Here is a 14890-nt window from a genome sequence, read left to right as displayed (position 1 = left end):
AGGAGGGTATATTAACCCCCATGACCTACGAAAACCTTCTGGTGGAAGTGAAAGATCGCATAATCTTCCTCACCATCAACCGACCCAAGGCGCTAAACGCCCTCAACGTACAGACCCTCACTGAGATCCGCCATTTCTTTTCCGCGGGCTACCAGGATCACGATGATTTCCACGGCGTCATTCTGACCGGGGCCGGAGATCGCGCTTTCGTGGCCGGTGCAGACATCAAGGAATTTCTGGCGGTAGCCGAAGACGGCAACGGCGAAACCATGGCGCAACGGGGCCACGAAATATTCTTTCTCATTGAGCGGTTCCACCGCCCGGTGATCGCCCTGGTGAACGGGTTTGCCCTCGGTGGCGGCTGCGAATTGGCAATGGCCTGCCACCTGCGCGTGGCGACAGAAAATGCCAGTTTCGGGCAACCCGAAGTCAACCTGGGAATCATCCCCGGTTACGGAGGGACGCAGCGCCTGAATCAATACATCGGTAAGGGCAAAGCGACCGAACTGATCCTGACCGGAGACCGTATCGACGCGCAGGAAGCTCACCGTCTCGGACTGGTTAATTACGTGCTGCCCCAGGAGGAAGCGCGGGAAAAGGCCGTAGAGCTGCTGCGCGTGATCGGCAGCAAGGGGCCCATTGCGATACAGCAGAGTATCCGCGCGATCAATGCCTACTACGACGGCAAGGAGGGCTACGCGGCCGAAGCGGCGGCCTTCGGGGCGGTGACGAAAACCGAGGATTTTCGCGAGGGCGCCTCGGCGTTCGTAGAAAAGCGCATCGCCAACTTCCGCGGAAAATAAAACGACAGCGGCCCCTTCCGGGAAGGAAGGGGCCGCTGTACTTAAGATCAGTTTCCGGCAGGCTATTGTACCTGTTCCAATTCGACGTAGAACATCAGTTCGCTGTTCGGCGGAATGCTGCCGTCAGGGGTGCCCTGGGCACCGTAACCCATTTCGGCGGGGATGATCAGGGTAGCGCGGTCGCCTTCCTGCAGGAGGTCGATGCCTTCGTCCCAACCGGGAATCACCCGTCCGGTTCCGAGGGGGAAGGGGATGCCCTGTCCGCGCTCGAAGCTCTGGTCGAATACCTCACCGTTTGAGGTCAGACGTCCTATGTACTGCACCACTACGCCGCGTCCGGCTTCGGCTTCCTTGCCGCTTCCTTCTTCGTGGATGATGTACTTCACTCCGCTTGGCGTAGTCTGCAGCTCGCTCTCCAGCGTGCCCGACTTGTAGTCCTGGTACACCTGATCGGTGAACTCCATCACCTGGGGTTCCCGGGCGCGAATCTCTTCGGCCTTGGCCATGGCTTCGGCGCGAAGTGCTTCCTGGCGGGTGTTAAATTCTTCCTGGTTCACCACTTCGGTTACCTCGATGTCGTACAGCAGGATGCTATCGTTTTCCATGCCCTGGGGCTTGGCCTGGGGCGGGTACTCGCTGATGTTGGTGCGGATGATGGCGCGTTCTCCGACGCGCAGTTTGCGGACGATGTCCTCTACGGGGCCGGTGTTTTCGTTGACGATGCTGTCCGAAAGCGCCTGGATCACTGGTTGGTCGCCGCCGCCCTCGCGGGTATCGATCACTACGCTGTCGCCCTCCGTCTTAAGCTGGGCGTGGAAGTAGATATAGTCGCCGGCGTTCGCCAGTTGGCCGTCGTCGTTGGTGGTGACGTAGCTGTAGCGGTTGCCCAGGTCGGTGGTGATCATGCCTTCCTTGCCCGAGTCTCCACAGGCAGCAAAAAGCGATAATCCTGCGAAGAGGAGGAAAATTCTGGTTTGCATAAAATTATTGATTGTTGAATTCCAAATAAGCGGCCTCAATTTCCGCCGCGTATTTGGGCAGTTGGCGTTTGAAGCGATTGATTGTGGCGCCAAGGGGGGCAAAGCTAGCACCCCCTGCGGCATTGCGGTGCCCGCCCCCTCTGAAGTGGGCTTTGGCGATTTGTTGCACGTCCATGGTGCCCTTGGACCGCAGGCTGAGCTTGACGATTGTCGGTTGCTCGTGAATGAAGGCGGCGATCATAATTTGTGGCATCCTGAGCACGTAATTGACGATCCCTTCGGTATCGCCACGCTGGATGTCAAAATCCTCGTAGTCCTTCTTGTTCAGGTATATAAGTCCGGTACGGTATTCGGGAATGAGTTCCATCCGGTTGGCCAGACAATGGCCAAGGAGGCGAAGTTGTTTTTCAGACTGGTTGTTCCAGACGTGATCGGCGATCTTGTAGGCGTCGGTACCGGCCTCCAGCAGTTCGGCAGCCGTACGGAGCAGGGCAGGGGAGGTACTGTATTTAAAGCCTCCGGTATCGGTCAGGATTCCGGTATACAGGCTGTCGGATATCTCCTTGCCGACGTGGCAACGGTGTCCGAGGTCGTCGATGAAGCGGTAGATCAGCTCACAGGTAGAGCTGGCCGTTGGGTCGCTGAAGATCGGATCGGCGATTTCGTCCGGGTATAGGTGGTGATCGATCATGATCCGCGGCCGGGGATCGTCCGCCAGACCGTCCGCCATGCGGTCGATGCGGTCGAAGGCGTTGAAATCCAGGATGAAGAACAGGGTGGCATTCTTGATGATGTCCTGCGCCAGCTCCGGATCGTTATCGTAGATGACGATAGACTGGATACCGGGCAGAAAGGTCAGGAACTCCGGATAGTCCGAGGGCAGCAGAATCTGGCAGCTATGCCCCTGGCTTTCGAGGTAGTGCTGTAGGCCCAGGCTGGAACCCACGGCGTCACCGTCCGGGTTGCGGTGGCTGAAGATAACGATCTCCTGGCGTTGGGCCAGCAGCCGTCTGGCTTTTTCTATTCGATCGTCCATAAGGTGCAAAAAGACGCGCAAAGTTCCGAAAAAATGCTGGGGTGGCCAAAACTTCCTACTTTTGCCCGCTCAAACAATAACATACCCACCCATGGCTACCAACCGCACCTTTACCATGATCAAGCCCGATGCCGTCAAAAACGGTCACATCGGTGCCATTCTCGCTCAGATTAACGAGGCCGGCTTCCGCATCGTCGCCATGAAGTACACCTGGCTCAGCGCGGAAAAGGCCGGTGAGTTCTACGCCGTCCACAAGGGACGCCCCTTCTACGACGAGCTGGTCACCTTCATGAGCAGCGGCCCCATTGTTGCCGCTATCCTGGAAAAGGAGAACGCCGTAGCCGATTTCCGCACCCTTATTGGTGCCACCAATCCCGACGAGGCCGCCGAAGGCACCATCCGTGCCAAGTACGCCACCAGCATCGGTGAAAATGCCGTACACGGCAGCGACAGCGACGAGAACGCGGCCATAGAGGGCAGCTTCCACTTCGCCGGAACGGAGATCTTCTCCTAGTTCCACCACGGATAATGTTCCCCGATTTTTCACACCTCCGCGTACTGGTAGTGGGCGACCTGATGGTCGACCGCTACCTGTACGGGTCGGTTACCCGCATCAGTCCCGAAGCACCGGTTCCCGTCGTGCGCTACCTGAAGCAGGAAGACCGCCCCGGTGGTGCCGCCAACGTAGCCCTGAATTTGGCTGCCTTGGGCGTCCGGGCGGGGGTCGCCGGTGCCGTGGGGGAGGACGAAGGCGCCGGCGTACTCGGTTGCCTCTTGCGTGAACGGTCGGTAGATACCTCTCTTCTGCAGCGCGACGCAGACCGGGTCACTACCCTGAAAACCCGCGTCATTTCCCAGAGCCAGCAACTGCTGCGCGTGGACCGGGAAACCACTGAAGATCTGCGGCAGGATACGGCCGACCGCCTGCTGGAATGCATTGGGGCGCACCTGACGGACAACCCCTGCGATTTGATCATACTCCAGGACTACAATAAGGGCGTCCTGACGGCCGAGGTGATTCGCCGCGTACTGGAAATGGCGGCCAACCATGACATTCTAACGGCCGTCGATCCCAAGGAGCGGCATTTCTGGTCCTATCGGGGTGTCGGGCTCTTCAAGCCCAATCTGCGGGAGATCCAGCAGCAGTGCGACTTTGCCGTACGACCGGTATTAGAGGATCTGGACCGCGCCGCAGCGCAGCTTTTCCAGCGGCTGGAATGCAGATCGGTCATGATCACCCTCTCGGAACACGGCATCTATGCCCACGACGGCACGCGATCCGCGATCCACCCCACGCACGCCCGTCGGATTGCGGACGTGAGCGGTGCCGGTGACACTGTAATTAGCGTGGCGGCCTGCGGTCTGGCTGCCGGTATGTCCTTGAGTGATTCAGCCCGGCTGGCCAATCTGGCCGGAGCCCAGGTAATCGCGCTGCCGGGAGTTGTGTCGGTCGACTTGCCGGCCTTGCGGGCGGCCTGGGAATCCCACACTTGAACACGATTCTCCATTCAGAGTTATACCGGGGTCTAACTCAACGTATACCCCTACACGCATGCTGTTATTTGAACTTTTCGGACTGGAACTTGACTTCCAGCCGCTATTTGATGAACTCCAGCGTTGGTGGGCAAGCCTGTTGCGGCACCTGCCAAACATCTTGCTGGCCATCATCGTGGTCGTCATCGGGGCCATAGTTACTCGCTTTACCAAAAAGTATTTTAACCGGCTGAGCTACCGGCTGGTCTCCGACTCCACGGTGGCGAGCTTGATCAGTTCCTTCCTGACCGTATTGCTGGTTCTGGCCTTTTTGTTTCTCACTCTATCGGTACTCGACCTCACTGGGGTGGTGAAAAGCGTACTCGCCGGTGCCGGCGTTGTCGGTCTGGCCATCGGCCTCGCCTTTCAGGATCCCATCCTCAACCTTTTCAGCGGCATTATGCTATCGGTGCGCAATATCTTCCGCGAAGGTGACCTCATCGAGGTTGCCGGTTACTTCGGAAAGGTGCATGAGGTGACCCTGCGCCATACCACCCTGGTCACGCTGCAAGGTCAGGACGTAATGATCCCGAACAAGACTGTGGTCCAGGAACCCATCAAAAATTACTCCAAACTGCGGATGCGGCGCGTCGACCTGTCATGTGGCGTGAGTTACGGGGACGATCTGGAAAAGGTGCGCGACCTGACCATCCGCGCGATAAAGGAAAAGGTGCCCCACGACGACACCAAAGACGTGCAACTTTTCTTCAACGAGTTTGGCGACAGCTCCATCAACTACACCCTGAGGTTCTGGCTGGATATGGGGAAAAGCGGACAGGCCGACTACCTCCATGCTCAAAGTGAGGCAATTATGGCCATCAAGCGCGTCTACGACGACAACGATATCATGATTCCATTCCCCATTCGTACCCTCGACTTCGGAATCAAGGGAGGCGAGAAACTGTCGGAGAATATGGCCGCTTTTAACAAAAATGGAGCGGACCGTAGGGAACACCCCAGCGAACATGGCCAGTAGATACCTGTTTTAAAGGAGAAGAGTGCAAACCAACACTATTGATACAGCCGGTGCACTCCCGGTAACCTGAACAAAAAATCATAACTATGAAAATTCGCATTTTATCCCTCGCCCTGCTTCTCACCTTCAGTGGCCTGTTCTATAGCTGCGCTGAAAACAGTCCCGCTGACAACGCCGCAGATGAGATCGAGTACGAGACCGAAAACGCCCTGTCTAACGTAGGTGCTGAAGTCCGCGCCCAAAGCGACGAACTCGAGCGTGAGTTCCAGGACGCCCGCACCAATATCGATGCCCGTATGACGGAACTCGAGCGCGACATGGAAGGTGCTTCTGAAGAAGCCCGCATGGAAATGGAAGAAGAGTACAACCAACTCGAAGCTTACCGCAATGACATCGACATGCGTATGGAACGTGTAGGTGCCAACTGGGAAGCCGGCTGGAACGACTTCGAAGGTGACATCAACCAAGGCTGGAACGACTTCCGTCGTGAGTCTGATGAGCTGCTCACCAACATCGAGCGCACCTTTGATCCCGAAGGCGACCTTGAGTAAGTCTTTCGAGACCTGCATCTGAACAACCCAAGCCCGGTGGAGTAAGGTAATAACCCACTCCATCGGGCTTTTTTATTATTACCAATCCAGCAACAATGATCCGAGAAGGCAGCAAAGTCAAGTGGAAGTGGGGCAACGGCACCGCTACCGGAACCGTAGAGGAAACCTTTACCAAGGAGGTAACTCGCACCCTTAAAGGAAGCGAGGTCACCCGTAAGGGAGAATCCGGGAATAAAGCCCTTCTGATTAAACAGGACAACGGAGATCGGGTACTTAAACTGGAATCCGAAGTTGAAAAAGCCTAAGCGACATGGACAACGAATCTGATATGAAAACACCCTACGAGGTTAGACCGGAAGGCACCGATGCCACCCTGAACGAGATTGCTATCCTCCACCGGCAGTCCGCGGGATACTACCGGGGGATGGCTTCGGGTATCGAGTCTTCGGACGAAACGGCCGCCGGTTACTTCCGCGCGCTGGCCGACTACCATAAAGAGATGATGGAAGAGGTAAACCGCATTCTTGCCGACATGGCCGGAGGCGTACACACGCCTTCGCGGACGGGTGAAACCGTGCTGAAAAAGCGGGAGCAGGCCCTCAATCGGGCAGTGCAAAGCAAGAACACGGTCGAGCTGAGTGAACTGGCCCACGAAAATGAAAAGGGAGTAAGCGACGCTTACCAACACGCTCTCGGCAACCCCAATCTGATCGATTTTGCCCGCGAACTGCTGCAGAAGCAGCACGAAAAAGTCCTGATCTGGGTCAACCGCGCTGACCGGTACAAGACCGTACCCCAGGACTTCAACGAGCATTACGACCCGGAAACGCGTTAACAATACGGAACCCGACCGTCGCGTCGGCACTTTTAAAGTGGTAGTTTCATACCTTTGCGCTTCACAAATTCACCAGTATCAATGGCTCAGACCAGCCCAGCAACCCGAGAAAATCCCCCGCACCTAGATACCCCCGCCGCCAATTTCAACGTCGATAAGGAAGGGCGGAAATACGGACTGATTCTGGGTGCCGCGGTGAGCATATACCTGCTGATCGTCAACCAGCTCTTTGTCGACCTGCCCATGAGTGTGCGGTTCGCCAAGCACTTGCTCATTATCCCCATCGCCTGGTATGCTACCAAGCAGTATGCGGAGGCGATCTACAGTGGGAACGACGTTTTTAAAGCGGAGATCGGACTGATGTTCCGCATTGGCGTATGGGCCACCGGCCTCATTGCCACCTTGAACATCATGCTTTCCGCTATCAGTCCTGAACTCGGTTTCGAGCAGTTCCTCAACGACAACAACACCTTCGGTGATGCCATGATGAACAGCTTCTTCGTCGCCATGGAAACCCTTGTGTTTGTGGTGATTATTGGCTTCGTCTTCATGCAATACTACAAGCGAGGCGGTTCTCCCGAAGATTAATGGCCAAAAGCACCAAAAAAATTCGCCCGCCGTCCTCGTCCGGCTCCGTAAGCTTCGAACGGCTGGCCCATTTCATGATCTGTCTGTCTATAGTGCTCTTCGCGCTGTACGCAGGCAGTTCTTTTTTTATCCCTATTGCATTCGGACTCTTTTTCTCCCTGATGCTCAAGCCCGTGTGCCACCAGTTCGAGTGCAACCTTTCCAGCAGGATTATTTCCGTGGTGCTCACGCTGATCACGGCGGGCATGGTTGTATTTGGCGTCCTGGTATTTTTTATCAACCAGATTCGGGAGATCCTTACGGAAGCCGATGACATCTTTGCCGGTCTGCAGGAAACCGTTTACGAGTGGGCCGAATATGGAGGTCATCGCTTCGGCCTGTCCGGCAGGGACGTAGAGCAATACATCGATGAGGCAATAACCAGCGTTAGCGATCGGCCACTCGGCATCCTGTCGACCGGACTGTCCACGAGCGGCGTACTCCTGGCCAATTTCTCACTGGTGATGATCTACACCTTTTTCTTCCTGCTGTACCGCACGCCGATCAAGAATTTTCTGCTAGGTCAACTGCAACGGGAGAACCAGGAAGAGGGCCTGCAAACGCTTACGGAAGTCCAGCAGGTAGCCAAAAATTACTTGGGTGGTATGGGTCTGGTGATGCTTATTCTCGGCACTTTAAATAGCATCGGGCTCTTCGCCATCGGCATCGATTACTACCTGATCTGGGGCTTCCTTGCCGCCATACTGGGCGTCATTCCTTACATCGGAACAGCGATAGGGGGACTGCTGCCGTTCATTTTCGCCATCGCCACCACGGAAACCATCTGGCAACCCCTGGCCGTGATCGTGCTCTACATCACGGTGCAGTTCATCGAAGGCAATTTCATAACGCCGAAGGTGCTGGGCAACAGTGTGAAGATCAACGCATTGGCGGCTATTATCTCGGTATTGATCGGCAGTATATTTTGGGGTATCGCTGGCGTAATTCTGGCCATACCCCTGCTCGCTATGGTCCGGATCATCCTCACCCACATCGAGCCGCTGCGGCCGGTTGCCCTGTTGTTGAGCGATGACTTGTACAAGGAGTCGGGCAAGTTCCTGAAGGAGTTCAATGAACCCCGTTACCGCCTATCCAATATCTTCTCTGGCCGGAGCAGCCTGAGTCTGTTACCCCGCCGCCGCACCACTACCAAGCCACCGAAGCGCGTAGGCCACGCCGATCCCCAGGTAGTTGCCGATCCCGAATCCGATTAGACTAACGGCTATCCCCGCCGCCAGCAGTTGCCGGTTGCGGATCGCGGCCGCCACCTGAACCACAAAGACCGGTCCATAGAATGCGGCCACGGAACTCAAGATGACCGTATCCCGGTCGAGCCGGAAAAGACGTGCCAGCACCAGGTGCAGCAGGGTAGTGGCGGCCAACGCCACGGCCGAGAAGTAGAGCAGTTCCAGCCCGTGATCAGCCAGATCACGGAAGTCGGCCAGTAGACCCAGCGCCACACAGAAAATGAGGACGAAATATTCGCCCAGAGGATAGGTGTTACCCAGCGACTCCACTCCCGAGTGCAGGGTCAGCGCCAGACTGAGGGTGGTGATTAAGAGAATCAGTACCGTGGGATCAAACCAGATCCCGGTCAACACCCGACACAGCAAGGCACTCGCCACCAGCACCGTAGCCGCCGCACTTAGTTGCAGGCCGCCAAGCCAGAGTCCGCCGCTATCGTCTGAGGATATAGCACCCGCGTCCGCGCCCCCTTGCAAGGGCGTTGGCGGGAAGATGCGCGCGTACAGGGCCGGCAGGAAGGTAACCAGTCCCAGCAGATAGGCTCCACCCAGAAGCACGTCAGCTGCCTGGATGAGCACGAGATATTCCGGGGGTGCCGACAGGGCTACCCCGATGGCCTGAACGTTGGGGGTGCCGCCCGTGTACAGTCCGGTAAGCATAGCCGCCACCTGCCAACTGTTCTCGAACTGATCGGCGAAGTACAGGGCGGTTCCGCAGGTGCAAAGGATGCCGGTCAGACAGCAAAGGGCGAAGGAGAAGAGCATCTTGCCGGCGTGCCGGTAGCTGTCGCGCAGGCGAACGGCAAAAAGCAGAAGGGGGAGGCCCAGGAGCATACTTCCCCCCGCCAGGCTTTCCATGAGCACGGAGTTGACCGGCCAAAGGCGAAGGTTGCTGACCACGATTCCTATACCGTAGCAAAGGATGATGCTGCTGCTCCAGTCGGGCAGCCATTTTCGCCTTCCCGCCAGAATGGCCAGCACTGGAAAAAAGACCGCGAGGGCTAGGCTGAGCAGGTCGGGTACGGCCAAGGTCAATAGCGCAATTTAAGGATGCGGGCCTTGCCGATGGGGGGCAGGGAAACGATCAGGAGGTTGCCGTAATCCAGTTCGCTAAAGCGCGGTATACTGTCGGTGCCTGCGAGGAGGTTGGCCAGTTCCGGGGTGGTATTGCTGTGGCCGACCACGAGTACGGTTTCGCCCGGGTGCCGGTTCCGGAGCTGGCGAGCAAAGTAGTTCAGGGCGTTCGGATCGTAGAGTCGGGCCTTGAGCTGCGCCTGCTGCGCCGCGGGGGCGGCGGTGAGGCGTGTACGTTTGGTGTCGCTGCTGTACACCGCGTCCAGTTCAACGGTCCGCAACATGTCCGCCAGGCGCTGGGCGCGGAGTGTACCTTCTTCGGTCAGCTCCGGATCGTGGCCGAACTGCTTTTCCGCGTGGCGGACCAGGATGAGGGTGCTGACGGCCTGGTCGCCGTATTCGGCCTTGGCCTGTTGGCGAGCTGGGTTGCAGGCCGATAGGAATATGAGCAGCAGGCAGGAAAGGAGCAAAGATTTTCTGGTATTCATCAGATGCCCTCTTTCATTTTTGCGGCGTTTTCCGCTACCTGCAGGCCTTCGATCACCGGCTCAAGGTTGCCGCCCATAACCTTGTCGAGGCTGTGCAGGGTAAGGTTGATGCGGTGGTCGGTCACCCGGTTTTGCGGGTAGTTGTAGGTCCGGATCTTTTCGCTGCGGTCTCCGCTGCCGACGAGCGACTTGCGGGCACTGGCCAGTTCGTTTGCCGCGGCCGTATCCTGTGCGTCCTTGATCCGGCGATAGAGCTGGGCCATGGCAATTTCCTTGTTCTTGTGCTGGCTGCGCCCATCCTGGCTTTCGCTCACGATGCCCGTAGGCAGGTGGGTGATGCGGATGGCCGACTCCGTCTTGTTGACGTGCTGTCCGCCGGCCCCGGAAGCCCGGAAGGTGTCGATCTTTAGGTCGGCCTTGTTGATGTTGATGTCCGCCTCTTCCACCTTGGCCAGGACGGCAACCGTGGCGGCAGAGGTATGCACCCGGCCCTGGCTTTCGGTCTTGGGGACGCGCTGCACCCGGTGTACGCCGGATTCAAACTTCAGGCTGCTGTACACGTCGTCGCCGTGGACCTCGAAAACCACCTTGGAGTAGCCGCCGGCGGTACCTTCGTTCTCGTCGATGACCTCGATCTTCCAGCCCATGGATTCCACGTAGCGCTTGTACATATCGAAGAGGTCGCCGGCAAAGAGGGCGGCTTCGTCGCCTCCCGTGCCGCTGCGGATTTCCATGATGATGTCGCGCTCATCTTCCGGATCCTTGGGTATGAGCATGACCTTGACCTTCTCGTCGAGGGTCTCCTTCTGTTGCCGGAGTTCCTCGTATTCCAATTGAGCCATTTCGCGCATCTCCGGGTCGGGATCGCGCCGCATGGTTTCGGTACTTTTCAGGTTGTCGGTCAGGTCCTTGTAGACCAGGTAGGTATCGGCAATGGGCTTGAGCTTACCGTATTCCTTGTTGACGCGGGTAAAGCGATCCTGGTCGGTGATAATTTCAGGGTCGGAAAGCTGGACCTCAAGGTCTTTGAACCGGTGATAAATTGCTTCAAGCTGGTCGATCATAGCACGCGCCGTTAACTGGGGCGGGCCAAGATACGGCGGGAGGCTAGAGAAACTGTAATTCCTCCCCGTCCATTCGGACGTGTACCGCCGGTCGGCTGCCCAGGGTTTCCTTTTGCCGGCGCGTCACCGTGTAGTCGACCCGGTAAAGCACATCCGAGTTGATTTGTCCGAATCGGGTAGGCAGCAGCGTTTGCCCGTGGCCCATGGCGAAAGCGGCCGCAAGCGGTCCTTCGAGGTCTTCACACAGGCGGTAGCAGAAGCTGTCCATGGCTAGGCGGATGTTAACCTCATCGCGGTGGTCGACCATGGCCATCGGTACCTTCTGACTGGCGGGAAGACTTACCGTCAGGGCCCGACCGTGGTAGATGAGCAGGGTATCGATCTTGGGGTGCAGGTTGGGAAACCAATCCAGCAGGGCTTCGCGGTCGGCGAAAATTAGTTCCGGATGATTGCGCCGGGTCATGGGGCAGGTTTCCAGCAGGGAAGAAACGGCTGTCCGGCGGGAGGCATCGGCCACTACCTGCCAGAGATTGGCCGTGGGCAACAGCACCAGGCCGCCCGCGCTCAGGGTAGTTAGGGCTTCGGTGCCGCGGACCGGATGTTGATGTTGAACACTGGGGGTATAGTTAGTCCGTAAATTCATTAATTAACTGTGATACTTTCACTTCAATAGAAGTTGAAAGCGTGGATTAGGGATTCGAAAGGCCAGACTATATAGCCTGCGCGGCCTCATGTAAGTTGGAAAAGAGTACAATGAAGGCTCGGGACGGCTATCCGACAACTGCCGCTGCATTTGCGGATAATCGTTCCGCTAAGGAAACTGTATTTTGTCCCTAAGATTGTACGTAAGCCAAGATAAACCTCCCCGCTTTGGACGCCATCCATCGAATGTTTTGCCTGTTGCTGCTTCTGGTCGGCTTGCTGCCTGCCGGCTTACGGGCCGACCATATCGTAGGTGGAGAATTCCAATACGAGTGCCTGGGCTTCCTCAACGATGATCCCTCGACCGGTATCATGCGGTACCGGATCACCATAAATATGTACCGCGACTGTATCGGCGAAGGGGCGCTCTTCGACGGCAACGACCCCCGACAAACGCCGACCGAACCGAGTGCAGAGGCCAACATTAGCATCTACGAGGGTGACCGCTACTACAACCCGACCCGGGTGATCACCCTGTCCCGTTTCGATCCGGTTTCGATCAACCTTGGCAACCCCTGTCTGGTGATAAACGAACCGATCTGTCAAGAGATCGGCGTCTATACCTTTATTGAGGAGTTGCCGGTATCGGACCAGACCTACACCTTCGTCTATCAGCGCTGCTGCCGCAACGAATCCATTCGCAACCTGATCAACCCCCGCCAAATCGGCGCCACCTACTTCATCCAACTCACCCCGGAGGCCCAGCAGCGATGCAACACCAGCCCTGACTTCAACATTGACCCGCCCATCGCCATTTGCATTAACGAGGTATTCCGCATTGACCTGGGAGCCACGGATGCCGATGGCGACAGCCTTTCCTACAAGTTCTGCGATCCCAAACTTGGAGGCGGAACGGACCCCGGAGAGGGAGAGCGGCAGCAAACCGCTACCTACTTCGACGATATCGTACCCAAGGAGGAAAGCCCCTATCCGTACACCTCCGTTCCCTGGGTGGCCCCCACTTATTCGGTGGACAACCAGTTGGGCGTAGGCAGTACCCTCGAGATCGATGCCGACACCGGGGAACTGTCGGGCGTTCCCATCTACCCGGGAACGCACGTACTGGGCATCTGCGTCGAGGAGTGGACGCGCGGACCCAACCCCGTGCTCCTCAGCGAAACAAAGCGTGAATTTCAGCTTAGCGTCAGCCGTTGCGGCAATACCGTAACCGCCGATTTGTTGGAAACCGAGATGGACGAGCAGGGTCGCTTCTTTATCCGGCAATGCGGACCCGGGCCCAATGTCATCCTGAACGAAAGCACGCGCATTACCTCCATTACCAGCTACGACTGGGAACTGATCGGACCGGGAGGGGAACTCCTCACTGGCCGCGACCGGGATTTCTTTACCGACATCAAGGAGGTGGGCATCTACGAAGGCGTCATGCTCCTGAACCGGGAGTCGTTTGCGGACAATTGCAAGGACACCGCCAAGTTCCTGCTCGGTGTCTATCCCGACCTGACCGCGGAATTTACCAGCACCGAGGTACTGTGCGAACCCGAACCCATCGTCTTTACTAACCTGTCGACCACGGCGGGTGGACAGGCCATTACCGACTACGCCTGGGAATTTGGTGACCAGACCACCGTCAACCCCCAACGCAGTCCCATACATCAGTACATGGTGCCGGGGGACTTTCCAGCCCAATTGACCATAACCGACGAGAACGGTTGCGAGGATCTGGCCGTGCGTAACGTTGCTTACTTCCCGGCACCCCGGACCATTATATTGGAGCCGCAGGACGCCTTTGGCTGTGCCCCCTTCACCAACGGATTCCTCAATCGCTCCAATCCGATCGACGATACCTACCTCTTCGAATGGCGCTTTGGCGACGGCAACACTTCAGGGGATCGCGATCCCGTACATACCTATGAGAATACGGGCATCTACGACGTATACCTCAGCATTACCTCACCGCTGGGGTGCTTCGTGGATACCACCTTCCGACAACTGGTGGACGTCCGGGAAGCTCCCGTTGCCAATTTTGAATTTTCTCCCGAGCAACCCTCCAACATCTTCCCCGACGTCAATATCCTCGACCGCAGCATCGGCGCGAACAGCCAACGTTACGTCATTTCCGATCCCACGGGGGAGGCAATATTCAGCATACCCGGTCCTGATTTTACCTACCGACTGCGGGACACCTCCACGCTGTCCGTCACGCAGTACGTTAGCCACCCGAGTGGCTGCCTGGATACCATTACCAAGGACATCCGGATGTACCTCAAGAATACATTTCACGCGCCGAATGCCTTCACTCCCAACGGCGATGGACTCAATGACGACTGGCGCCCGAAGGGGATCTGGGAAGGGGCCACCGGCTACCGCTTGCGGATCTGGAACCGGTGGGGGGAAAAGATTTTCGAGACCGATAATTTCGAGGCCGGCTGGGACGGTACCTACCAGGGCAGCAACAGTCCGGCCGGGGGATATCTATGGGACGTCACCTTCACCAACGCCGAAGGCGACCCCGAGGCGCTCAAGGGTGGGGTGGTCTTAATCCGGTGACCAGCTCCACCGTTCCAACAGCAAGCTGTCCGGCAGTTCAACCAGGGCTTCACGGGTAAATCCATTGCGCCGCAGCACGGCACGGCTGGCTTCGTTGTCTGTTTCCAGGTGGGCCAGGAGGGATATCCGATCTTGTCTGGCCAGGTGCTGTACCGCCGCAATGGCCGCCGTCATGTATCCCCGCCCCCGAAACGCGGCAGCCATGTGGTACCCAAGTTCGACTTCCTCCTCCTCCGGCAACCAACCCTTGCCACCAATGTTCCCTACGATGGTGTTGCGGTCGGTGCACAGGATCAGAAATGGGATGCTGTAGCGATAGCTCAGGGGGTGGTCGGTTACCCCGCGCAAACCCTGGTCGACAATTACCCATTCGGGAAGTGCGTCGGGTATAACCCTGCAACCATCCAGGGATCGGGTGCGCAGCAAATGCCTGTATTCATTCGGCGCGGGTTGGAGGAGACGAATCATG

At 57.4% G+C, this 14890-nt stretch carries 17 protein-coding genes; 10 read left to right on the top strand and 7 right to left on the bottom strand.

From position 1 onward, the window contains the following. The first annotated feature begins 20 nt into the window (after positions 1–20). A complete protein-coding gene (locus E4021_RS03130; RefSeq protein WP_136456447.1) occupies positions 21–803 on the top strand; it encodes an enoyl-CoA hydratase/isomerase family protein in 783 nt (260 codons plus the stop codon). A gap of 62 nt (positions 804–865) precedes the next feature. Here the strand turns inward: E4021_RS03130 and E4021_RS03125 are convergent, their stop codons facing one another. Together E4021_RS03125 and E4021_RS03120 are read right to left on the bottom strand one after the other, a co-directional pair. Beyond that, entirely contained in the window at positions 866–1783 is a 918-nt protein-coding gene (locus tag E4021_RS03125) for an FKBP-type peptidyl-prolyl cis-trans isomerase (protein WP_168797444.1), read from the bottom strand. 4 nt (positions 1784–1787) lie between these two features. Further along, on the bottom strand, positions 1788–2819 hold the full coding sequence (locus tag E4021_RS03120) for a DHH family phosphoesterase (RefSeq protein WP_136456445.1): 1032 nt from the start codon (positions 2817–2819) through the stop codon (positions 1788–1790). 91 nt (positions 2820–2910) lie between these two features. Here E4021_RS03120 and E4021_RS03115 point away from each other — a divergent pair, with 91 nt between their 5' ends. From E4021_RS03115 to E4021_RS03080, 8 genes are all read left to right on the top strand, one after another. Beyond that, positions 2911–3333, top strand: a complete 423-nt coding sequence (locus tag E4021_RS03115) for a nucleoside-diphosphate kinase (protein ID WP_136456444.1) — start codon at positions 2911–2913, stop codon at positions 3331–3333. Positions 3334–3347: 14 nt separating this feature from the next. Continuing rightward, positions 3348–4313 (top strand): bifunctional heptose 7-phosphate kinase/heptose 1-phosphate adenyltransferase, encoded by a 966-nt coding sequence (locus E4021_RS03110; RefSeq protein WP_136456443.1) that lies wholly within the window; start codon positions 3348–3350, stop codon positions 4311–4313. A 58-nt stretch (positions 4314–4371) separates the two neighbouring features. After that, positions 4372–5328, top strand: coding sequence for a mechanosensitive ion channel family protein (locus tag E4021_RS03105; protein WP_136456442.1), 957 nt, complete (start codon positions 4372–4374; stop codon positions 5326–5328). Between the two features lie 86 nt (positions 5329–5414). After that, positions 5415–5879, top strand: coding sequence for a hypothetical protein (locus E4021_RS03100; protein ID WP_136456441.1), 465 nt, complete (start codon positions 5415–5417; stop codon positions 5877–5879). A 95-nt stretch (positions 5880–5974) separates the two neighbouring features. Beyond that, the gene (locus E4021_RS03095) at positions 5975–6184 is read left to right on the top strand and encodes a hypervirulence associated TUDOR domain-containing protein (protein ID WP_136456440.1); all 210 of its coding nucleotides are present in this window, start codon (positions 5975–5977) and stop codon (positions 6182–6184) included. A gap of 23 nt (positions 6185–6207) precedes the next feature. After that, positions 6208–6714 carry a hypothetical protein gene (locus E4021_RS03090; RefSeq protein WP_136456439.1) on the top strand — a complete coding sequence of 169 codons (507 nt, stop codon included), beginning with the start codon at positions 6208–6210 and terminating at the stop codon, positions 6712–6714. An 81-nt stretch (positions 6715–6795) separates the two neighbouring features. Then, positions 6796–7302 (top strand): hypothetical protein, encoded by a 507-nt coding sequence (locus E4021_RS03085; protein WP_136456438.1) that lies wholly within the window; start codon positions 6796–6798, stop codon positions 7300–7302. Next, positions 7302–8555, top strand: coding sequence for an AI-2E family transporter (locus E4021_RS03080; RefSeq protein WP_136456437.1), 1254 nt, complete (start codon positions 7302–7304; stop codon positions 8553–8555). The genes E4021_RS03085 and E4021_RS03080 overlap by 1 nt, the downstream gene beginning before the upstream one ends. Here E4021_RS03080 and E4021_RS03075 read toward each other — a convergent pair. From E4021_RS03075 to E4021_RS03060, 4 genes are read right to left on the bottom strand one after another with little or no spacing between them, the layout of a single operon-like run. Next, positions 8469–9620: a DUF819 family protein gene (locus E4021_RS03075; protein ID WP_168797443.1), complete on the bottom strand. Its 1152-nt coding sequence runs from the start codon at positions 9618–9620 to the stop codon at positions 8469–8471. The genes E4021_RS03080 and E4021_RS03075 overlap by 87 nt on opposite strands. Beyond that, entirely contained in the window at positions 9617–10147 is a 531-nt protein-coding gene (locus E4021_RS03070; RefSeq protein WP_136456435.1) for a SixA phosphatase family protein, read from the bottom strand. Before E4021_RS03070 ends, E4021_RS03075 begins: the two co-directional genes overlap by 4 nt. Then, complete coding sequence (prfA, locus tag E4021_RS03065; protein WP_136456434.1) at positions 10147–11211, bottom strand: peptide chain release factor 1; 1065 nt, start codon at positions 11209–11211, stop codon at positions 10147–10149. The genes E4021_RS03070 and prfA overlap by 1 nt, the downstream gene beginning before the upstream one ends. Before the next feature lie 43 nt (positions 11212–11254). Beyond that, positions 11255–11854, bottom strand: coding sequence for an L-threonylcarbamoyladenylate synthase (locus E4021_RS03060; protein ID WP_136456433.1), 600 nt, complete (start codon positions 11852–11854; stop codon positions 11255–11257). A gap of 227 nt (positions 11855–12081) precedes the next feature. Here E4021_RS03060 and E4021_RS03055 point away from each other — a divergent pair, with 227 nt between their 5' ends. Further along, positions 12082–14421: a PKD domain-containing protein gene (locus E4021_RS03055; RefSeq protein ID WP_136456432.1), complete on the top strand. Its 2340-nt coding sequence runs from the start codon at positions 12082–12084 to the stop codon at positions 14419–14421. Here the strand turns inward: E4021_RS03055 and E4021_RS03050 are convergent. Next, entirely contained in the window at positions 14410–14889 is a 480-nt protein-coding gene (locus E4021_RS03050; protein WP_136456431.1) for a GNAT family N-acetyltransferase, read from the bottom strand. The genes E4021_RS03055 and E4021_RS03050 overlap by 12 nt on opposite strands. Position 14890: the final 1 nt, after the last annotated feature.

Source organism: Neolewinella litorea, from assembly GCF_004803465.1.
Taxonomy (GTDB): Bacteria; Bacteroidota; Bacteroidia; order Chitinophagales; family Saprospiraceae; genus Neolewinella; species Neolewinella litorea.
The sequence above is the reverse complement of the archived record's forward strand: the minus strand, read 5'-3'. Positions and strand labels throughout refer to the sequence as shown.